The following is a 20,754-nucleotide window of genomic DNA, read 5'->3' as shown; positions in this document are numbered from 1 at the left end:
AGAAAAAATAAATGAAAGAAAAAAGTAAATATACAAAAACAATCAACTGGAAGCAGTTCTACCGGAATGTATTCGCTCTGGTTATCCCGATCGCAATCCAGAATCTGATCAATGTCGGAGTTACGGCGACGGACGTGATCATGCTTGGAAAGGTTGGAGAGAAAGTGTTATCCGGGGCATCTCTTGCAGGACAGATCCAATACATCATGACACTGATCTTTTACGGAGTGACCTCCGGAGCAACGGTTCTGACGGCGCAGTACTGGGGGAAGAAAGACACCAGAACGATAGAGAAAGTCCTGGGTATGGGATTAAGTGCCGGACTTATCGTTGCGGTAGTATTCGCAGGAGCAGCCCTTGGCATGCCGGAGACACTGATGCGGATTTATACCTCTGATCCGGAAGTTATTGCAGAAGGAGTAAAGTATTTAAGAATCGTAGGATTTTCCTATGTGTTCATGGCGGTGACACAGGTGTATCTGAATATTATGCGCAGTATCGAGAGGGTAATGGTGGCTACATTTATTTATCTGATTTCATTGCTGATGAATATTGTGGTAAATGCGGTTCTGATCTTCGGACTATTTGGATTCCCGGTAATGGGAGTAAGAGGTGCGGCAATCGGTACGCTGTGTGCCAGAGCAGCCGAGACAGTGATGGTTCTCGTTTATGCCATCTTCCGAAATAAAGTAGTAAGGATCCGGCTTAAAGATATGGTGAAGATCGATAAGGTTCTGTTGAAAGATTTCGCAGTTTATTCTATGCCGGTGGTATTAAATGAACTGATGTGGGGACTGGGAACGTCGGCGAATACGGCGGTGATCGGGCATCTTGGAAGCGCAGCAGTGGCAGCTAACTCGGTTGCGCAGGTGGCAAGACAGCTTGCAACAGTCGTAACATTCGGGATTTCCCATGCAACGGCGATCTATCTCGGCAAGACGATTGGGGAAGGCAAGATGGAACTGGCAAAGGCATACGGAAAACGTTTCGTGTGGTTAAGTCTGATTCTTGGAATCCTGGGTGGTGTGCTGATACTGATCTCGGCACCAATCGCCAATGCGAATCTGGCACTGACCGGACCGGCAAAGAATTACTTAAGTTTCATGTTCTTCGTTATGTCGTATTTTACTGTGGCACAGGCATTTAATACCACAATGGTAGTAGGGGTATTCCGTGCAGGCGGGGATACGAAATTCGGATTGATCATGGATGTATCGACGATGTGGGGATTCTCCATTTTACTCGGGGCAGTGGCGGCATTTATTTTGCATGCCAGTGTGCCGGTCGTATATGTTATACTGATGAGTGATGAACTGATCAAAGTATCGATTACTTTAAAGCGGTATTTGACATACAAGTGGCTGAGAGATGTCACAAGGGAACAAAAAGAACTGGAGGAAATGTAAAATGATCGTATTAAGCAAGGAGCAGATCGAAGAAATGGTCGATCCGGATCAGATGATGGATCAGATCGAAGAGGCATACCGGATCTATGGATCAGGTGAGTTCTATATGCCGCCAAGACCGACGGTAGAACATGAAAATAAGCAGCTCATGTATATGCCATGTTACACAAAGGATATCATAGGGACAAAGATCCTGTCGATCTTCCCGGAGAATTCTAAACTGGGATTGCCGTCGATAGATGGAATCGTGTTACTGAATGATTATACGACAGGCGCGCCGCTTGCTGTTATGGACGGGCAGTCGGTAACCGCATGGAGAACCGGAGCTGTCGGTGGTGTGGGAATCCGCCATCTGTCAAGAAAGGACTGCCATACGGTTGGAATCATCGGAGCAGGAATGCAGGGATTCCATCAGGCTGTGTATGCATGTGCGGCAAGAGATATCCATACCGTATATGTGTTCAACCACAGTGACCGTGATCTGACAGATTATCTGGAAAGACTGAAAAAAGCTATTGATAAGGAAGACGTAAAGGTAGTACAATGTAAAGCAGTGGAAGAGCTTGTACGAAACAGTGATATCATCTGTACAACAACTCCTTCTACCACACCTGTTCTTCCAGATGACAAAGAACTTCTGAGAGGAAAATGCATCATTGCGATCGGCTCTTATATGCCGGAGATGAGGGAAATCCCGGATGCAGTACTGGATTTGGTGGACAATGTATACATTGAACTGCCATACGCATGTGAGGAAAGCGGAGATCTAAGCCAGCCTCTGGCAAGTGGAAAACTTACAAAAGACCGGGTAAAACTGATGCATGAATATCTCGTATCGGGGGAAAAAGAGATCAAAGAAGGTCAGACAACATATTTCAAATCGGTTGGAATGGGATTATTTGATGTGTGTATCGCACAGAAATTATATGAAGTAGCAAAGGAGAAATAACATTATGAAAATCGTAGCAACAGAAAAAGCACCAAAGGCACTTGGACCATACTCACAGGGATATGTACACAACGGAGTACTGTATACAGCAGGACAGATCGCAATCAATCCTGAAGTGAATGATGTAGAAGCAACTACAATCGAAGCACAGACAGAGCAGGTATGCAAGAACTTAGGAGAAGTCTTAAAAGAAGCAGGAACATCATTTGACAACGTATTAAAGACAACATGCTTCCTTGCAGATATGAGTGACTTTGCAGCATTCAACGAAGTATATGGAAAATACTTTACATCAAAACCGGCAAGAAGCTGTGTTGCAGTAAAGACACTTCCAAAGGGAGTTCTGTGTGAAGTAGAACTTATTGCGGCTGTAGAGGAGTAAGACAGATGGCAGAAGAACAAAAAACAGGCTGCAGCCCGTCCGATTGTGCGGGCTGTTCCCATGCAGGTGAATGCGGAAGCAAACCGCAGAGTCTGATCAAACCGGAAAATAAAAAATCACACATCAACCATGTGATCGCAGTTGTCAGCGGAAAAGGCGGTGTTGGGAAATCTATGGTTACCGCATCGCTTGCAAGGCTGATGAGAGAACAGGGATTTTCTGTAGGTATCATGGACGCAGATATCACAGGTCCATCCATTCCGAAGATGTATGGAATCCATGAAAAAGCAAAAGGGGATGGAGAAAATATTTTCCCATGTGAGGCAAAGGATGGAACGAAGATCATGTCCATCAACCTTTTACTTCCGGAAGAAGATGATCCGGTTATCTGGAGAGGTCCGGTCATTTCAGGTGTTGTCACACAGTTCTGGACAGATGTTGCATGGGGAGAACTGGATTATCTCTTCGTAGACATGCCGCCGGGAACCGGTGATGTACCGCTTACCGTATTCCAGTCCCTTCCGGTAGAAGGCATCGTGATCGTAACTTCTCCGCAGGATCTGGTACGCATGATCGTAAAGAAAGCTTACAACATGGCAGGACAGATGGATATCCCGGTACTCGGAATCGTGGAGAACTACAGTTATCTGGAATGTCCGGACTGCGGACGTAAGATCTCCGTATTCGGCGAGAGCCACATCGACGAAGTGGCAGAAGAACTCGGCGTTCCGGTCATCGGTAAGATGCCGATCGATGCAAGTCTTGCAGAGGCGGTGGAGAATGAGAACTTTGCAGAAGTAAGCAATGATTATCTTGCGGAAGCAGTGAATAAACTTTAGAAGATACCATTTTTGTGATAAAAAATTAACTTATGGATTTACTGTTGACTTAGAGAAGATAACCTGTTATGCTAATTGCATAGTTGATGGATGAATTTGTGAGATACCTATGTACAAAGTGCATAAATGAAAAAGTGGAGATAGCACGCAGCATAGGAGCCGAAGGGGCATGCAAAAACTCTCAGGTAAAAGGAACGAATTCGGACGACGCTCTGGAGAACAATTAGAATTGTACCGAAGAAGTAATCTTTCAGGTAAAAGGACAGAGGCAGACAAAAAACACTTTTGAGAAGAAAGTATTTTTTGCCTGCTTTTTTAGTGCCTAAAATGGGGAATGGGCATGAAAAGCAGGCAGATTCCGAAGGAGGTAAAACAAAAATGAACAGAATCGAAGATGTAACAAATTACATCACAGAATGTGACAAAGAAGTTGGGGAAGCACTTTCATTAGAGCTTGGCAGACAGAGAAGAAATCTGGAACTGATCGCATCTGAAAATATCGTAAGTCCGGCAGTTATGCTGGCAATGGGAACTGTACCGACCAATAAATATGCGGAAGGTTATCCGGGAAAGAGATATTACGGCGGATGTGAAGATGTGGACATTCTGGAGAATCTGGCAATCGAAAGAGCAAAAGAATTGTTCGGATGTGAACATGCATGTGTACAGCCGCATTCAGGAGCCAATGCCAATACTGCAGTGTATCAGGCACTTCTGGAACCAGGGGACACGGTTATGGGATTAAATCTTGCACACGGCGGACATCTGACACATGGTTCACCGGTGAATTTATCCGGAATCTTATATCACTTCGTACCATACAATGTGAACGACGACGGATATCTGGATTATGATGAGATCCGTAAGACCGCACAGGAATGCAAACCAAAGATGATCGTTGCAGGCGCATCTGCATATCCAAGAGAGATCCGGTTTGATATCTTTGAAGATATCGCAAAGGAGGTAGGAGCATATCTGTTTGTAGATATGGCACACATTGCAGGACTTGTGGCAGCAGGACTGCACCAGAGTCCGGTTCCATACGCAGATGTTGTAACCACGACCACGCATAAGACGCTCAGAGGTCCGAGAGGCGGTATGATCATGTGTAAAGAGAAATACGCAAAAGCGATCAACAAAGCCATTTTCCCTGGAACACAGGGAGGACCACTGATGCATATTATTGCTGCAAAGGCCATCTGTTTCGGAGAAGCTTTAAAACCGGAGTTCAAAGAGTATCAGGAACAGGTGATCAAGAATGCGAAAGCACTTGCACAGGCTATGATCGATGAGGGATTCAACCTGGTAAGCGGAGGAACAGACAACCATCTGATGTTAGTGGATCTGCAGAACATGAATATCACAGGAAAAGAACTGCAAAACAGACTGGACGAAGTCTATATCACAGTCAATAAGAACGCAGTGCCGAATGATCCGGCAAGTCCGTTCGTAACAAGTGGAATCCGTATCGGAACACCGGCAGTGACAACGAGAGGTCTGAAAGAAGAAGACATGAAGACCATCGCAAAACTGATCAAGATAACCGTTACAGACTTTGATACAAAAGCAGATGAGATCCGTGCAGCAGTAAATGAGATTTGTGGTAAATATCCACTTTATGTTTAACAGTTAGTAATGCAACGGATTCGAACTGGTATTGCACTAACACACAGAATGTCAAGGAGGAAAAGACAATGGAATTAAAGACTCCACTTTATGACGCACATGTAAAAGCCGGTGGAAAGATCGTAGAATTTGGGGGATATCTTCTTCCGGTACAGTATGAAACAGGTGTGATCAAAGAACATATGGCAGTACGTACACAGGCAGGACTTTTTGATGTCTCACATATGGGAGAAGTATTATGTGAAGGGAAAGATGCACTGGCGAATCTGAACCAGATCCTGACGAATGATTTTACCAATATGGTAGACGGACAGGCAAGATACAGCCCGATGTGTAATGAACACGGCGGGACAGTGGATGACCTGATCGTATATAAGAAATCGGATGAACACTACTTTATCGTTGTAAACGCAGCAAATAAAGACAAAGATTATCAGTGGATGTTACGTCATCAGTTTGGCAAAGTAACATTCAAAGATGTATCATCCGAGTATGCACAGCTTGCACTGCAGGGACCGAAAGCAATGGAGATCCTTAAGAAGCTGACCGCAGAAGAGAATATTCCGGAGAAATATTATCATGCAGTATTCGATGCTGAAGTTGCCGGAATCCCATGTATCGTTTCCAAGACAGGATACACAGGTGAAGATGGTGTAGAACTGTATCTGGCAAGTGAGAAAGCAGAAGAAATGTGGGATGCATTGTTAGAGGCAGGAAAGGAAGAAGGACTCGTTCCTTGCGGACTGGGCGCAAGAGACACGCTCCGTATGGAGGCAGCAATGCCATTATATGGACATGAAATGAACGATGAGATCACTCCTCTTGAGACCGGACTGAAGTTCGCAGTGAAGATGGCGAAAAATGATTTTATTGGGAAATCAGCTTTAGAGGAGAAGGGGACTCCATCCATCAAACGAATCGGTCTTAAAGTAACGGGAAGAGGAATCATCCGTGAACATCAGGATGTATACGTAGGCGATAAGAAAATCGGACATACAACAAGCGGAACTCATTGTCCGTATCTTGGATATCCGATCGCAATGGCACTCGTTGATGCTGATTCTGTAGAAATTGGGGATACAGTAGAGGCAGATGTGCGAGGAAGAAGAGTGGCAGCAGAGGTGGTTGCACTTCCGTTTTATAAAAGAGAAAAATAAAAAGATATAATAAAAAGATATAAAGGAGAATAATATCATGATTTTAAAAGAAGAATTAAAATATTCAAAATCACACGAATGGATAGCATTAGACGGAGATACAGCAGTTGTAGGATTGACAGATTATGCACAGTCAGAACTTGGAGATCTGGTATTTGTTAACCTTCCGGAAGTGGGAGATACCGTAGAAGCGGGTGAAGTGTTCGGTGATGTAGAATCTGTGAAAGCAGTGTCAGATGTCTATTCACCGGTAACCGGAGAAGTAACAGAGATTAACGAAGAACTCTTAGATTCACCGGAACTGATCAATGACGATGCTTATGAAGCATGGTTCATCAAAGTAAAAGATGTATCAGCAACAGAAGAACTCTTAACTGCAGAAGAATACAAAGCATTTGTAGAAAGCAAGCAGGAATAAACACAAAGTCATTGAAAAAGGCGGTGAAAAAGCGATGGGAAGCTATGTACCGAATACGTTAGAAGAACGGAAAAAAATGCTTCAGGAAATAGGCTATTCGTCCATCGAGGACTTATTCGCACATATTCCGGAAGAAGTAAAATTAAAAGGGGAACTGAATATTCCGAATGGAAAGTCAGAGTTTGAAGTGCGGCGTGAGATGGAGCAGATCGCAGAGAAGAACCAGGTGTTCAAGACGATCTTCCGCGGAGCCGGAGCTTACAGACATTTTATCCCGGCAATGGTAAAAAATGTGACATCCAAAGAAAACCTGCTGACGGCATATACGCCATATCAGGCAGAAATCAGTCAGGGAATCTTACAGTCGATCTTCGAATATCAGACGATGATCTGCGACCTGACCGGAATGGATGTATCCAATGCATCTGTATATGACGGTGCAACTGCAGCGGCAGAAGGTGTTGCAATGTGTCAGGAAAGAAAGAAACATAAAGCGTTGATATCAGGAACTGTTCCGCCATATGTACTGGAAGTGGTAGAGACCTACTGCTTTGGAAATGGAATGGAACTGGAAGTTATTCCGGAAAAAGACGGACTGACGGACAAAGAATATTTAAAAGAACATATCGATGCGCAGACAGCCTGCGTATATATCCAGCATCCGAACTATTACGGTAATCTGGAAGACGCAGAAGAGATTGGCAAGATCGCACATGAGGTAGGAGCCAAATATGTGATGGGAGTGAATCCGATTTCTCTGGGAGTAATCAAGACTCCGGCAGAATACGGGGCAGACGTGGCAGTCGGAGAAGGACAGCCGCTCGGACTTTCTCTCGGATTCGGCGGACCTTATCTTGGATTTATGGCAAGTAAGGAAGCGATGATGAGAAAGCTCCCTGGAAGAATTGTTGGTGAGACGGTCGATCATAACGGAAAGACTGGTTATGTACTGACACTTCAGGCAAGAGAGCAGCACATCCGGAGAGAAAAAGCTTCCAGCAATATCTGTTCGAACCAGGCACTTTGTGCACTGGCAGTCGGTGTTTATCTTGCAACGATGGGAAATGAAGGTGTCAGACAGGCAGCAATTCTGTCTATGTCTAAAGCACATTATTTTGCAGAGAAACTGGAAGAGATCGGTCTGACAGTTTGTAACCAGGCAGAGTTCTTCCATGAATTTGTTACCAGATCAGAAGTGGATTCGGATAAGATATTAAGAGCATTGGAAGAAGAAGGAATCCTTGGCGGATATCCGTTAGATGAGCATCATATTCTGTGGTGTTGCACCGAGGTCAATACAAAAGAAGAGATGGATCAGGCAGTCCATATCTTAAGGGAGGTGCAGGGATGTTAATATTTGAAAAAAGCAGACCGGGAAGAGGCTGCGACCTGTTACCGGCATCAGATGTAGAAATCTACTTACCGGAAGAAAAAGATAAAAGAGAACAGCCGCTTCACCTTCCGGAATTGTCCGAAGGTGAATTGAGCAGACACTATACAGAACTCGCAAAGAAATCACACGGCGTGAATGACGGGTTCTATCCACTTGGATCATGTACGATGAAGTATAATCCAAAGATCAATGAAGATATGGCTTCACTGCCTGGATTTACAGAAATCCACCCATTACAGCCGGAACATACCGTACAGGGGTGTCTGGAAATCATCGGAGAGATTGAAAATTCCCTGTGTGAGATCACGGGAATGGATCGCATGACATTGCAGCCGGCAGCCGGAGCTCACGGGGAGTTCACCGGACTGCTTCTGATCAAGGCTTATCACGAAAGCCGATCAGACGAGAAGCGTACGAAGATTCTTGTACCGGATTCCGCACACGGAACGAACCCGGCAAGTGCAGCGATGGCCGGATATAAAGTTGTCAGCATTCCATCTGCACCGGATGGAGGCGTAGATATTGAGAAATTAAGAGAGGCAGCAGGAGACGATGTAGCAGGACTGATGCTTACCAATCCGAACACAGTCGGTCTCTTTGATAAGAACATTCTGGAGATTACAGATATCATCCATGAATGCGGCGGCCTCTGCTATTATGACGGGGCAAACTTAAATGCAGTTATGGGCACGGTACGTCCTGGCGATATGGGATTCGATGTTATCCATCTGAATCTTCACAAGACATTCTCCACACCACATGGCGGCGGCGGCCCGGGAAGCGGTCCGGTCGGATGTAAGGAAATGTTATCCGACTTCTTGCCATCTTATCTGGTGGAAGGTGAAGAGACGTTGCATCTGGAAAAACCGGCAAACAGTATCGGTGAAATGAAGAGCTTCTACGGTAACTTCCTTGTAGTGGTAAAAGCACTGACTTATATCAAGACACTCGGAAGAGAGGGTATTCCGGAGGCAAGTCGGAATGCAGTACTGAATGCCAACTATATGATGAATAAGTTAAAAGATCTGTATCCGATGGCATATGATGAAATCTGCATGCATGAGTTTGTTATGAGCCTTGCAGACCTGAAAAAGAAGACAGGCATTTCAGCAATGGATATTGCGAAAGGTCTCTTGGATGACGGTATTCACCCACCTACAATGTACTTCCCGCTGATCGTGGATGAAGCACTGATGGTTGAGCCGACAGAGACAGAATCGAAAGAAACACTGGACGATGCAATCGCAGTATTCCGCAAATTATATGAACTGGCAGAGACAGATCCTGAAAAGTTACATCAGGCACCTGTGACAACTCCGGTTACAAGACTGGATGAGGTCAATGCGGCAAGACATCCGCATCTGAGGTATGCGTTTTAAGGAAAAGTGAAGAGAGGAACAGTTATGGTCACAAAGCTTACATATATAGAAAGCGATCAGGTGAACCCATATAAGAATCTTGCAGTGGAGGAGTATTTACTCCTCCACTGTGAGAATAAAGAGTGTATTTTGTATCTCTGGCAGAATCAGAATACCGTTGTAATCGGGCGTAACCAGAACGCATGGAAAGAATGTAAAGTTACAAAATTAGAAGAAGAGAATGGTCATCTTGCGAGAAGACTTTCCGGTGGCGGAGCAGTCTATCATGATCTAGGAAATCTGAACTTTACATTTTTGGTAAATAAAGATGAATACAGTCTGGAAAAACAGTTACAGGTAATCATAAATGCAATGGGACGGTTGGGATTGAAAGCAGAAAAATCCGGAAGAAACGACATCCTGATCGATGGAAAGAAATTCTCCGGTAATGCATTTTATGAGCAGGAAAAACACTGCTATCATCACGGAACCATTATGGTAGATGTAAACAAGGAAATACTGTCCCGATATCTGACCGTATCCAAAGATAAGTTGAAATCCAAAGGTGTGGATTCTGTGAAATCCAGAGTGACAAATCTGAGGGAATATCTTCCGGAACTGACACTGGAAGAGTTAAAGAAGGCACTTCGCGAATCTTTTGAAGAGGTTTATAATCTGAAATCGGAAGAAAAGAAGATGCAAGAGCTGGATGCAGATGAGGTTGAAGAAAAGAAGGCACATTTTTCATCCTGGAAATGGCTGTATGGAAGAAAACTGGACTTCCAGTACGAGATGAGTCACAGATTTGCATGGGGCGGGATTACTATGCAGTTTCAGGTAGATGCAGGAAAGATCAAGGATGTGGAAGTCTATTCCGATGCGCTGAACATTGAACTGGCGGAGGCAATTCCAAAATTTTTAAAAGGAATCAAATACCGAAAAGAAACCATGTGTGTGCAGCTTGGATTATTCTGGTCGAAGGATGAGAATGTCGAAAATATGATGAATGATGTGATTGCCTGGATTCAGGAAACAGATTTATAAGAATGATAAGAAAACCTTGTAAAGATCACAGATTTTACAGGAGGAAAATGAAATGAGCGGAAAATATGATGTTGTGGTAATCGGCGCCGGACCGGGGGGATATGTGGCTGCGATCAAAGCTGCAAAGCTTGGACTTAAGACGGCAATTATAGAAGAACGAAGAGCCGGTGGAACCTGTCTGAACCGTGGATGTATTCCGGCAAAAGCAATGATCCATGCGTCTTCGTTATACAGAGAAATGCAGGAGGCAGAACGGTTTGGAATATCAGCTTCGGATGTAACATATGATTACGAAAAAATTGTTGCTTATAAAGAAGAAACAACGGACAAACTGGTGCAGGGAGTCGAGCAGCTTCTGAAGGCAAATGGCGTAGACGTATACGATGGAAAAGGTACGCTTCTGGAAGAAAAGAAAGTGCGGATCAGGAAAGAAAAGGAAGATGTTGTGCTAGAAGGGGAAAATATTATCCTTGCCAGCGGTTCCAAACCATTAATACTTCCAATTCCAGGAATGGATAGTGAAAGAGTCCTGACCAGTGATGCACTCTTTGCGATGAAAGAAGCTCCGAAGAGTCTGATCATTATCGGAGGCGGTGTTATCAGTGTGGAATTTGCCACAGTATATGCGAACCTTGGATGCAAGATTACAATCCTGGAAGCAATGCCAAAGTTAGTACCGAATATGGATAAAGAGATCAGTCAGAATCTGAAGATGATCTTGAAAAAGAGAGGTATTGATATTCATACTTCGGCTGCAGTACAGGGGGTAACAACAGAAGACGGAACCTGTACCTGTCACTATATAGAGAAGGATCAGGAACAGGAAGTAACGGCAGATTACGTTTTGTGTGCAGTAGGACGTTGCCCGAATACGGATGGTCTGTTTGGGGAAAATGTAAAACCAGATATGGAGCGCGGCCGTGTGCTGGTGAATGCGAACTTTGAATCCAGCATCCCGGGTGTCTATGCAATCGGTGATCTGATCTTTGGTGTACAGCTTGCACATGCGGCAAGTGCCCAGGGAATCGTGGTAGCAGAAAAACTTGCCGGAAAAGAACCATCCATAGATCTGAGTATTGTTCCGGGATGTGTCTATACAGATCCGGAGATCGCATCTGCAGGAGTGACAGAAGATCAGGCAAAAGAAAATGGAATTGCTGTAAAATGCGGCAAGTTCATCATGAGTGCAAATGGAAAATCTATCATTACGCAGGAAGAACGGGGCTTCATCAAAGTCGTAGCAGACGAAGCAACCGGCAAGATCCTGGGAGCTCAGATGATGTGTGCCAGAGCAACGGATATGATCGGAGAATTTGTGACTGCAATTACAAATGGGCTGACTGTAGAGCAGATGCTCAGAGGAATGCGGTCGCATCCGACTTATAATGAAGGAATCGGGGAAGCACTCGAGGAACTCGAAGGCGGTGCAGTGCATGTGGTGCCGAGGAAGAAAAAATAAATTTGGGATTTAATTTATTAACGTAGTTGACCTCTCGATCCTTGAAGAAAACAGTATAAAGTGGTTCTGGTTCAGGTTCCATGCTCTAAGAAAAACTAAGAGAGCCAGAATCTCCTAAAAGCAAAGGAACTACGCTCAAACTCGGCGTTCGCCTCAAACACGTTCGCTTCGTTCCTTTAACGGAGATTCTGACTCTCTAACTTTTCCTAAGAGCATTCCACATTCACCAGAACCACTTTATACTGTTTTCTTCAAGTCGTGACTGGCTGCGGATGTTAAGAAATGAAATACCCGGAACTATAACCTGGTGTAGTCCACTACGGTACACAATTTTGTCAAAAGCCTTGAAAATCCACTAATGACAGTTGATTACTGTAACCTTCCGCTGCCACAACCGTTACGCAATTGCCATTCTTAAGGCATTTGATACACACGGAATAAAGCTTGGAAAGGTGTTCCGGTGAATGTGAAAGAGGCGTTGGTAATTCTTAAGGGGCAAAATTCTGCGTTGGGTTTTCAAAATTTGACTGTCTGAGGCGTATGCCGAGTTTCAAATTTTGAAAGCCTGCTTTTAGCAGAATTTTGCCCCTTTAGAATTGACCCGCCGATGGAACCTGAGCAGGAACGCCTTTCCAAGCTTTATTCCGGTTCGGGTATCCACAGCCTTCCTGAATTAAATCCCAATTTCATGGAAGCTAATCAATAGTAATAAGATAAAGATGCTTTAGGTATGAATTATTATTGCAAAATGAAACGTGTAAATTTATAATGAAAGTAGAATTGGATGAAAGATAATGAGAAGACTAAGAAAAATATTGGGAGGACGTTGAAGATGACGACATCAAAGGAAGAATTATTGAATAAACTTTCAGAATGTGTTCTGGAAATGGAGGATGAAGAGGTTGTTGATGTAGCGGAAGAATATATTGAAGCAGGTTATCCGGCACTGGATGGAATCATGGAAGGTCTGGTAGATGGTATGAATAAGGCCAGTGAGTTGTTCGAAGAGGAAGAGTATTTTGTGACAGATATTCTGCTGTGTTCCGATGCAATGTATGCCGGACTGGAGGTATTAAGACCGTATCTGCCGGACGAAGAGGAACAGGCTGCAAAACCGGTTGCAGTTATCGGAGTGGTAGAAGGGGATACGCATGATATTGGAAAGAATTTGGTTAAGATTATGATGGAAACTGCAGGATTTGAGATGCATGATCTTGGAAGAGATGTGCCGGCGGAAGAATTTGTGAATCAGGCAGAAGCATTAAAGGCACAACTGGTGTGCATTTCCACATTGATGACGACCACAATGAGCGGTATGGAAGATATCATCGAACTTTTGAAAGAAAGAGGAATCCGGGATAATGTGAAAGTCATGGTCGGGGGAAGTCCGGTATCGAAGAAATATGCAGATGATATCGGAGCGGATGGCTATTCTGTTAATGCAGTAGAAGCAGTCAGAGTTGCAAAAGAATTACTGAATATTGCATAGTATGTTATGAAAGTGAGCACGTTAAGGTTGTAAAGTTATTCATCCGAATAGAAGATATCAGATAGGAAAAAAAGTAATCAATGAATGAAAAAGAAAGACTAAAAAAAGCGTTACATCATGAAAAGACAGATCGGCCGCCATGCATCTGTCCGGGCGGAATGATGAATATGATCACGACAGATTTGATGGACAGATCTGGGATTACATGGCCGGAAGCACATCTGAATGCAGAGATGATGGCGGATCTTGCGCAGGCCAATTATGAAAATGGATGTTTTGAAAATGTAGGTGTTCCATTCTGCATGACAATCGAGGCAGAGTCCATGGGTGCAAAAATCACAATGGGAGACAGGGTGCACGAACCGCATGTGACAGAATATGCCTTGCATTCGGTGAAAGAATGGGAGAAAATCAGGCCGATGGATATGAATTCCGGGAGAACCAAGGTTGTACTGGATGCAATCCGCATTTTGAAATCAAGAAATCTGGATGTGCCGATCATTGGAAATATTACAGGACCGGTCAGTACAGCAAGCTCGGTAATGGAGCCGGTGATATTTTATAAAGAGCTGCGTAAGAAAAAAGAAGATGCCCATAAATATATGGAACTGGTAGCAGATGAGATCATCCGTTTTGCGAGAGCGCAGATTGATGCAGGAGCGGATATTATAGCAATTTCGGATCCGAGCGGAACAGGAGAGATTCTGGGACCAAAATTATTTGAGGAATATGCGGTGCACTACATTAACCGTATCATTGACCATCTCCAGGCAGAAAAGATGGGTGTGATCGTACATATCTGCGGGCAGATGAGAAATGTGTATGCGCAGGTGGAAATGATCCATTCGGATGTGCTGAGTTTTGATTCCTGTGTAGCGATGAGCGATGCGAAGAAGCATTTGAAAAAGCATGTGCTGATGGGAAATGTCAGCACATGGACACTGGAATTTGGAAAGCCGGAGAAAGTGGAACAGTTAGCAGTCAAATGTTGGAGAGATGGTTCCGGGATTATTTCACCGGCATGTGGTCTGGGAACAAAATCACCACTTACGAATATTCAGGCAATCAGATTGGGAATCCGGAAAGCAACAGAAGAAAAAGTTGAAGTCTGAAAGACAGTAAATTACGAAATGACGATGAAAAATATGAAAAGAGAAAATCTTCTGGAAAAATTAAGAAAAGAAGGAAGATTCGTAGAAAATCCGTGTAATGGAAAAGGAATCTGCGGAAAATGTAAAGTGAAAATATTAAGTGGTGACGCAGGTAAAGTCACAGAAACAGAAAGGCGCTTTTTAAGTGAAGAAGAACTGGCGCGGGGAATCCGGCTTTCCTGTATGGTCTATCCGAAAGAAGAATTAGAAGTGGAAACCTTTAAGGAAGAGAAAAAGACTGAAGTTCTTTCGGAAGGTTACGTTCCGGAATTTGAGAAGCATACAGAGCTCAAAAAGCAATTGATCCATATCAGAAAACCGAATCTGAAAGACCAAACATCCATGGAAGATCAGCTTCTGAGCCAGTTGGGAAATGTAGAGATTCCATTTTCGTTGCTACAGCATCTGGAATTAGTAGAAGGGACTTATACGGCAGTCATCTGGTCAGAGAAAAGCCTTATGGCACTTGAGCCCGGTGATCAGACAGATTATCTTTATGGTGTGGCAATTGATATCGGAACGACAACGGTAGTAACTTCACTGATTGATATGATGACAGGAAAAGAACTGGGAACCGCGTCAAGAATCAATGCTCAGAAGGAGTTTGGTCTGGATGTTCTGACTAGGATCAGTTATGAGACCGAGCATCCGGAAGATGGAAAAGAACATTTGCAGAAAGTGATTATAGATTCCATTAATGAAATGTTAGACGAAGTCTGCAGAAAACCAGAGGTGCCGGGAAAGGGCAGAATTGAGAAGCATGATATTTATGAGATTACGGTGGCGGCGAACTGTACGATGATGCATATGCTGCTGGGTGTATCTGCCGGATCTATCGGAAGAGCACCGTATGCTCCTGTATTCGTAAAATCAAAGAATCTGCGTGCAGCAGAGATCGGCATTCAGGCAGGAGAAGGTGCGAGGCTTTATTGTCTGCCATCGGTATCTGCTTATATCGGTGCGGATATTGTTGCGGGGGCATATGTCTGCGAACTCCGTAAGCAACAGAAGAATGTATTGTTTATAGATATCGGAACGAATGGAGAGATTGTGTTCTCAGATCATGGAAGGCTACTCAGCTGTTCCTGTGCGGCAGGTCCGGCACTGGAAGGAATGAATATCAGTTCCGGCATGCGTGCGGCGGCCGGTGCGATTGAGAATGTAAAGATCACAGAACAGGGAGTGAAACTGCAGATAATCGGGCAGGAAGAATATCGGCAAGAGGAACCGGAAGGGGTCTGTGGTAGTGGAATCCTTGCGGTAGTAAAAGAACTTAGAAGAACCGGACTGATCCGGAAAGATGGTGCATTTATAAAGCCGAAGGATATCAGTGAAGAAGATTACCGTTATCCGATGTTAGAATTAGATGGCAGAAAGCGTAAATTCAAGATGACGGAAAGACTTAGAATCACACAGGGTGATGTCCGGCAGGTCCAGCTGGCAAAGGGGGCGATCCTTTCAGGATTCTATGCACTGTTGAAAAAGGCAGGAAGGACAATGGAAGATCTGGATCAGGTTATGATTGCCGGTCAGTTTGGAGCACATCTTCCGGCAGAAAGTCTGATCGGAACCGGAATATTACCGAAAGAAGTGAAAGAAAAACTGATCTATGTGGGAAACTCTTCCAAAACAGGAGCTTATCTGGCATTGATGTCCGGTAAAGCGAAACAGGAGATGGAAGAACTGGCACATCATATGGAATATATGGAACTGGGAGCAACGGAAGGATATGAGCGACTGTTTGCAGATTGCCTGATGTTCCCGGATGAGTCGGAGATTACGGAATGATTCAGGATTTTAAATGTACATATGGAAATTCAGCAGGCATCCGTGAAGCGGTAACAAATCGAACAAATCTGACGTTCCCGGATGCATATAAGCATGCGGAAACGATGGCAGAACTGGCACAAGTACTTAAGGAATGCGACAAGGCGCCGTTCTGTGAACTTCCGTTTTGCCATACCGTTGAAGCAGAGGCGATGGGCGGGATTATTAATTATGGAAATGAGAAGACCGGACCGAGAGCGAAAGAATATCTGTGTACGGATATAGAAGAAATATTAGAACTTCCGGCAATTGATTTCGGAAAAGGGAGAATACAGGAGGTTTTAAAAGCCTGCCGTATATTGTATGAAAAAGGAGAACACGTTGTATTTGAAGTTTCAGGACCTCTGACGATATTGAATGTTTTGATCGATCCTAAATATGTGTTCAAAGGGATGCGGAAAAAACCGGAACTTATGGCACGGATATTTGCGAAGTTAGGAAAAGAGATACTTGCCTATATGAAACTAGCGAAAGAACAAGGGGCAGACTTTATCAGTTATGCGGATTCTTCCGGTGGTGTCAACATTCTGGGACCGAAAATGGCCGAACAGATGGTGAATCTTTTTACTTATGATTTTGTAAAACAGGCGGGAAAACTGGCAGATGAGCATACAATGATTCTGCTCTGTCCGAAGACGACATTCGCACTTCTTGGAACGGGAAAAGCGAAATTAATTGATTGCCAGATTCATGATGATAGAAGTCAGGAAGAAGATTCATTAAGTTATGCGGAAGCATGCATTCGGATGAAAGGGAAAATACGTTTTGCAGGACAGATGTGCATAAAAAATCTGGATTACAGGATGAAGAATGGAATTATGAAGGAAGTCCACATACTATAAGAGTGATTTATAGAATATATTATGGGTGATTTTGGCATATCATATCGTATAAAAAGCTTGTGAGTAAAAAAATGTCTTTACTCACAAGCTTTATTAGTCTTTATTCCCAGTTTGATGGCTGAACCGGATATTTTGCGCATTTTCTTGCTGCACGCATATAAGCATCGATATTTTCAAGAGAAGTGGTAACCGGAATATCACATCCAGGTGCAATCGTGAATCCGCGAGGGTTGTCCCAGCATTTGCGGAAGCAGTCGATAACAGCCTGTTCGATACTTTCAGGAGTACCGTTTAAGATTTCCATAGGGGATACATTTCCCATAATAGAAAGTTTATCGCCGACTGTTTCTTTTGCGTAAGCGATATCAACAGAACTGTCGATACTGATGCCTCGGATACCCATTTCAGGGAAGGTTTCTAAGAGTTTGGTAGTGTCACCGCAGATGTGGAAGCCGGAACCATGGCTGCCCCATTCTTTCCATTTATCTATAACTTTTACATAGTATGGAATGACAAATTCACGGAACTGTTTTGGTGATAACAAAGAAGCGGTCGGTTCGGCAAGACCGATACCGATTTTATTTTCTACGAACTTGCGTCCGACTTCAATCGTTGCGTCAGCAGCAAAGTCAAGTAGCTTATGAAGATTCTCTTTGTCTTTGCGCATAGCTCTTAAGATTTTTTCTGTGCCGGCAAGGTTGGCAGCGGTCGTAAATGGTCCCATCAGTCCTACTCCGGTGAAAATCTCATCATTCAATTCATCCTGGATATAGCGGACGGCGTCAAAAGCAACCTGGGCATTATGGTCATTTTCAAAACGAAGTTTTTCAAGATCTAACTGGTCAACATTACCGATATTTTCCAGAACAGATTCCTTGATGATCGGAATTCCGAATGCATCATAAGTAGATGCGGCACCGAACGCAACCGGAATACCATCGATACGGTAATTAACGCTTAAGCCATCCTGACCAAAACGTTTGTAACTTTCAATGAGCCAGTGGGCACGGGATTTCGCCTCTACAAAAGCATCCTGGTAAGATGCTCCAAAGTTCATTCCGATGTACGGAGAAAAAAGCTTGATAGGCATACGGTCTACGGGTTTTCCGGCGAAGAGGGCGAAAGCACGCTCCTTTGGTGTCATTTGATCATCTTTGTGCATAATAAGTACACTCCTTTTATTGTAGTATGCATTAAGAAAATGTCAATGGCAGATTCTTAGCATTATGATAATATTATTATATCTTAAATGAAAGGAAATGTCAGAGAAAGCTAGAAATATCTGATTGAAAATACTTATAAATAATGCAAAATATAAATAAAATTAATGAGAAAAAATAGTATAGACGATATTGAACAAGACTGTGAAGCAGGTATAATAAAAGACAGAAAAATTTGACAGAAATTTTATCCGGGAGGAAACATGAGATTAGAAAAAAACAGACAAGACCAGATGACACCGGCGGAACGGATTACGTCGGCAGGAGAAGGGAAAATGGTGGATCGAGTGATCACAATCCCATTTATGGGAGAATTAAAATGTTATTTAAGCGGCATCAGTATCCGGGACTTCTGGTTTGATGCAGAAAAGATTGCACAGGCAGAGAGAATCGCATTTAACAGATGGGGATATGACAGGATAGTTCTCGGGCCGAATACAAGAGGAATCGTGGAAGCTCTGGGTGGGACATTTATTTATCCGAAGGATGGAATCCCATACATAGAGAGTCCGTATATTACAGATTATGGTATCTTAGACCGTATGGAACCGGTCAATGTGAAAAAGAATCACAGGATACAGGTGTTTGCGCAGGCGGCAGATATACTGAGCAAAGAAGCAGAAAATCTTGTGCCATTAGAAGCAAGTATCGGAGGACCGTTTACGATTGCTTCGAATCTTAAAGGTGTGGAATATCTGCTTAGGGACTGCAGGAAGAAACCAGAGGAGGTGCACAGACTTCTGGAAATTATCACGCAGACGCAGATGAGTTGTATTGAGATGGCAGCAGAATATGGAATGGGGATTGCAATGGCAGATCCGGTTGCAAATCCGGCTCTGATCGGACCGAAGATGTACGAGGAATTTGTCTTCCCATATACAAAGCAGCTGACAGACTACACCGTGAAAAAGACAGGAAAGAAAGTATCACTTCATATGTGCGGCAATACATACAGTATATGGAAGTATCTTGTACAATACGAACTGAACGAATTGAGTCTGGATAATATTATTGATCTGCAGCGGGCAGTAGAGAAAATAGGAAATCAGATCCCGATTGCAGGCAATGTAGATCCTGTGCAGGTTGTAATGAATGGGACAAAAGAAGAGATCGATCGGGCGGTTGCAGCATGTATACAGACTGGGGAAAAAGCAAAAAGGGGATATCATCTGGCAACAGGATGTGATATTCCGGAAAAAACGGATCCGGTACAGATTGACTGGTTTATGGAAGCAGTTAGAAATTATGATAGAGATCATAGTAGAAATAGATAAGGAAGGAATTATGATGAATATACAGGAACTGGAAAAAAGAATCAAACTGCCGGAAGCAGCAGGAAAGGCGGTAGATCAGATAAAGATTACAGAAGCAGAGTATCAGGAGCAGAAACAGATTTTTGATAGAAATCTGGAAGAATTTATTGATAAATGGAAGAATCGGGAGAACAAATATGAATGGGCATTGAAGTTTTATCTGATGTTGTGCTGTGAAACATATGAAGTGTATAAAGAAAAAGGGATTGCCGGCGAGATTTTTGACAAGACATTTTATGATATTACCATTTGGTGCGAAGAGTGTTACCGCAAATATCAGATATATGGACTGGAAGAGATCGGATGGATCGCACAGTCTGTTAAAATGAATCTTTTCAGACTAGGAAGATTGCAGTTCGAACCGTATATACTGAAGGAAAATCTGAAATGTAAATCAGGAATATTAAAGCGAGGAACGGAGGTTCTCAATGTACATATCCCGGCCGGAGAACCGCTGGATCATGAAAAATGCCTGGAGTCATTTAAGATGGCTGAATACTTCTTTGAGGATGATAGCAAAAGGCATATCTATATGTGTGATTCATGGCTGTTATCCCCAAGGTTGAAAGAAGTGCTTGGAGAAGAAAGCAATATTTTGAAATTCCAGGATATGTTCGAGATCGTGAAGGTCTACGAAACGTATCCACAGGCGGAACAAAGAGTATTTTTAGATGTAAAAAAAGATAAACAGCAGTATCCGGAAGACACAGGTCTGAGAAAAAAATTAAAGAAGTATCTGATAGAGGGAAAGAATCCGGGAATAGGCGTTGGAATTATAGAAAAGATTTATAAATTGATATAATTTATAAATATAATCAATTTGAGAGTGCCGAAAGACTTGGTTATAATAAGAAATGGATTATGAAAAATGTTTGGGACAT

18 protein-coding genes and 1 riboswitch are annotated in these 20,754 nt (G+C 43.3%); of the genes, 17 read left to right on the top strand and 1 reads right to left on the bottom strand.

Going from position 1 to position 20,754, the window contains the following annotated elements; all coding sequences use genetic code 11:
• The first annotated feature begins 11 nt into the window (after window positions 1–11).
• The 15 genes from NKF87_RS08790 to NKF87_RS08720 all read left to right on the top strand — a co-directional run bounded on the left by NKF87_RS08790 (window position 12) and on the right by NKF87_RS08720 (window position 17,340).
• Window positions 12–1,406: an MATE family efflux transporter gene (locus NKF87_RS08790; protein ID WP_253583454.1), complete on the top strand. Its 1,395-nt coding sequence runs from the start codon at window positions 12–14 to the stop codon at window positions 1,404–1,406.
• Window position 1,407: 1 nt separating this feature from the next.
• Window positions 1,408–2,355, top strand: coding sequence for an ornithine cyclodeaminase family protein (locus NKF87_RS08785; protein WP_138376332.1), 948 nt, complete (start codon window positions 1,408–1,410; stop codon window positions 2,353–2,355).
• 4 nt (window positions 2,356–2,359) lie between these two features.
• Window positions 2,360–2,737: a RidA family protein gene (locus NKF87_RS08780; RefSeq protein WP_117597800.1), complete on the top strand. Its 378-nt coding sequence runs from the start codon at window positions 2,360–2,362 to the stop codon at window positions 2,735–2,737.
• Window positions 2,738–2,742: 5 nt separating this feature from the next.
• Window positions 2,743–3,576 carry an Mrp/NBP35 family ATP-binding protein gene (locus NKF87_RS08775; RefSeq protein WP_022415642.1) on the top strand — a complete coding sequence of 278 codons (834 nt, stop codon included), beginning with the start codon at window positions 2,743–2,745 and terminating at the stop codon, window positions 3,574–3,576.
• 202 nt (window positions 3,577–3,778) lie between these two features.
• A riboswitch (glycine riboswitch) is annotated at window positions 3,779–3,852 on the top strand.
• Between the two features lie 102 nt (window positions 3,853–3,954).
• The gene (gene glyA / locus NKF87_RS08770) at window positions 3,955–5,202 is read left to right on the top strand and encodes a serine hydroxymethyltransferase (protein ID WP_117597801.1); all 1,248 of its coding nucleotides are present in this window, start codon (window positions 3,955–3,957) and stop codon (window positions 5,200–5,202) included.
• A 68-nt stretch (window positions 5,203–5,270) separates the two neighbouring features.
• Window positions 5,271–6,359 carry a glycine cleavage system aminomethyltransferase GcvT gene (gcvT, locus tag NKF87_RS08765; RefSeq protein ID WP_117597802.1) on the top strand — a complete coding sequence of 363 codons (1,089 nt, stop codon included), beginning with the start codon at window positions 5,271–5,273 and terminating at the stop codon, window positions 6,357–6,359.
• Between the two features lie 37 nt (window positions 6,360–6,396).
• Window positions 6,397–6,777, top strand: a complete 381-nt coding sequence (gcvH, locus tag NKF87_RS08760; protein ID WP_117597803.1) for a glycine cleavage system protein GcvH — start codon at window positions 6,397–6,399, stop codon at window positions 6,775–6,777.
• Between the two features lie 34 nt (window positions 6,778–6,811).
• The gene (gene gcvPA, locus NKF87_RS08755) at window positions 6,812–8,131 is read left to right on the top strand and encodes an aminomethyl-transferring glycine dehydrogenase subunit GcvPA (RefSeq protein ID WP_117597804.1); all 1,320 of its coding nucleotides are present in this window, start codon (window positions 6,812–6,814) and stop codon (window positions 8,129–8,131) included.
• Complete coding sequence (gene gcvPB, locus NKF87_RS08750; protein WP_117597805.1) at window positions 8,125–9,549, top strand: aminomethyl-transferring glycine dehydrogenase subunit GcvPB; 1,425 nt, start codon at window positions 8,125–8,127, stop codon at window positions 9,547–9,549. The genes gcvPA and gcvPB overlap by 7 nt, the downstream gene beginning before the upstream one ends.
• A gap of 24 nt (window positions 9,550–9,573) precedes the next feature.
• Window positions 9,574–10,572 (top strand): lipoate--protein ligase, encoded by a 999-nt coding sequence (locus tag NKF87_RS08745; protein WP_117597806.1) that lies wholly within the window; start codon window positions 9,574–9,576, stop codon window positions 10,570–10,572.
• 52 nt (window positions 10,573–10,624) lie between these two features.
• Complete coding sequence (gene lpdA, locus NKF87_RS08740) at window positions 10,625–12,031, top strand: dihydrolipoyl dehydrogenase (RefSeq protein WP_117597807.1); 1,407 nt, start codon at window positions 10,625–10,627, stop codon at window positions 12,029–12,031.
• A gap of 832 nt (window positions 12,032–12,863) precedes the next feature.
• On the top strand, window positions 12,864–13,520 hold the full coding sequence (locus NKF87_RS08735; protein ID WP_117597808.1) for a corrinoid protein: 657 nt from the start codon (window positions 12,864–12,866) through the stop codon (window positions 13,518–13,520).
• 80 nt (window positions 13,521–13,600) lie between these two features.
• Entirely contained in the window at window positions 13,601–14,632 is a 1,032-nt protein-coding gene (locus tag NKF87_RS08730; RefSeq protein ID WP_117597809.1) for an MtaA/CmuA family methyltransferase, read from the top strand.
• A 33-nt stretch (window positions 14,633–14,665) separates the two neighbouring features.
• Window positions 14,666–16,459 carry an ASKHA domain-containing protein gene (locus tag NKF87_RS08725; RefSeq protein ID WP_242998873.1) on the top strand — a complete coding sequence of 598 codons (1,794 nt, stop codon included), beginning with the start codon at window positions 14,666–14,668 and terminating at the stop codon, window positions 16,457–16,459.
• The gene (locus NKF87_RS08720; RefSeq protein WP_117597811.1) at window positions 16,456–17,340 is read left to right on the top strand and encodes a uroporphyrinogen decarboxylase family protein; all 885 of its coding nucleotides are present in this window, start codon (window positions 16,456–16,458) and stop codon (window positions 17,338–17,340) included. Before NKF87_RS08725 ends, NKF87_RS08720 begins: the two co-directional genes overlap by 4 nt.
• A gap of 100 nt (window positions 17,341–17,440) precedes the next feature.
• Here the strand turns inward: NKF87_RS08720 and NKF87_RS08715 are convergent, their stop codons facing one another.
• Complete coding sequence (locus tag NKF87_RS08715) at window positions 17,441–18,502, bottom strand: uroporphyrinogen decarboxylase family protein (protein WP_253583453.1); 1,062 nt, start codon at window positions 18,500–18,502, stop codon at window positions 17,441–17,443.
• 261 nt (window positions 18,503–18,763) lie between these two features.
• Between NKF87_RS08715 and NKF87_RS08710 the strand changes: the two genes are divergently transcribed.
• Window positions 18,764–19,834 (top strand): uroporphyrinogen decarboxylase family protein, encoded by a 1,071-nt coding sequence (locus tag NKF87_RS08710; protein ID WP_117597812.1) that lies wholly within the window; start codon window positions 18,764–18,766, stop codon window positions 19,832–19,834.
• Window positions 19,806–20,675 (top strand): acyltransferase domain-containing protein, encoded by an 870-nt coding sequence (locus NKF87_RS08705; protein WP_242859258.1) that lies wholly within the window; start codon window positions 19,806–19,808, stop codon window positions 20,673–20,675. Before NKF87_RS08710 ends, NKF87_RS08705 begins: the two co-directional genes overlap by 29 nt.
• Window positions 20,676–20,754: the final 79 nt, after the last annotated feature.

Source organism: Dorea longicatena (assembly GCF_024168045.1).
Taxonomy (GTDB): Bacteria; Bacillota; Clostridia; order Lachnospirales; family Lachnospiraceae; genus Dorea_A.
Note: the sequence above shows the minus strand (reverse complement) of the source record. Positions and strands in the feature narration are given on the sequence as shown.

What these genes read in the sequence shown, in the direction of transcription:
- gcvT (WP_117597802.1), top strand. Translation starts at nt 5,271, where the DNA reads ATGGAATTAAAGACTCCACTTTATGACGCACATGTAAAAGCCGGTGGA.
- gcvPB (WP_117597805.1), top strand. Translation starts at nt 8,125, where the DNA reads ATGTTAATATTTGAAAAAAGCAGACCGGGAAGAGGCTGCGACCTGTTA.
- glyA (WP_117597801.1), top strand. Translation starts at nt 3,955, where the DNA reads ATGAACAGAATCGAAGATGTAACAAATTACATCACAGAATGTGACAAA.
- NKF87_RS08735 (WP_117597808.1), top strand. Translation starts at nt 12,864, where the DNA reads ATGACGACATCAAAGGAAGAATTATTGAATAAACTTTCAGAATGTGTT.
- NKF87_RS08725 (WP_242998873.1), top strand. Translation starts at nt 14,666, where the DNA reads ATGAAAAGAGAAAATCTTCTGGAAAAATTAAGAAAAGAAGGAAGATTC.
- NKF87_RS08730 (WP_117597809.1), top strand. Translation starts at nt 13,601, where the DNA reads ATGAATGAAAAAGAAAGACTAAAAAAAGCGTTACATCATGAAAAGACA.
- NKF87_RS08715 (WP_253583453.1), bottom strand. Translation starts at nt 18,502, where the DNA reads ATGCACAAAGATGATCAAATGACACCAAAGGAGCGTGCTTTCGCCCTC.
- NKF87_RS08710 (WP_117597812.1), top strand. Translation starts at nt 18,764, where the DNA reads ATGAGATTAGAAAAAAACAGACAAGACCAGATGACACCGGCGGAACGG.
- gcvPA (WP_117597804.1), top strand. Translation starts at nt 6,812, where the DNA reads ATGGGAAGCTATGTACCGAATACGTTAGAAGAACGGAAAAAAATGCTT.
- NKF87_RS08745 (WP_117597806.1), top strand. Translation starts at nt 9,574, where the DNA reads ATGGTCACAAAGCTTACATATATAGAAAGCGATCAGGTGAACCCATAT.
- NKF87_RS08780 (WP_117597800.1), top strand. Translation starts at nt 2,360, where the DNA reads ATGAAAATCGTAGCAACAGAAAAAGCACCAAAGGCACTTGGACCATAC.
- NKF87_RS08790 (WP_253583454.1), top strand. Translation starts at nt 12, where the DNA reads ATGAAAGAAAAAAGTAAATATACAAAAACAATCAACTGGAAGCAGTTC.
- NKF87_RS08720 (WP_117597811.1), top strand. Translation starts at nt 16,456, where the DNA reads ATGATTCAGGATTTTAAATGTACATATGGAAATTCAGCAGGCATCCGT.
- NKF87_RS08705 (WP_242859258.1), top strand. Translation starts at nt 19,806, where the DNA reads ATGATAGAGATCATAGTAGAAATAGATAAGGAAGGAATTATGATGAAT.
- gcvH (WP_117597803.1), top strand. Translation starts at nt 6,397, where the DNA reads ATGATTTTAAAAGAAGAATTAAAATATTCAAAATCACACGAATGGATA.
- NKF87_RS08785 (WP_138376332.1), top strand. Translation starts at nt 1,408, where the DNA reads ATGATCGTATTAAGCAAGGAGCAGATCGAAGAAATGGTCGATCCGGAT.
- NKF87_RS08775 (WP_022415642.1), top strand. Translation starts at nt 2,743, where the DNA reads ATGGCAGAAGAACAAAAAACAGGCTGCAGCCCGTCCGATTGTGCGGGC.
- lpdA (WP_117597807.1), top strand. Translation starts at nt 10,625, where the DNA reads ATGAGCGGAAAATATGATGTTGTGGTAATCGGCGCCGGACCGGGGGGA.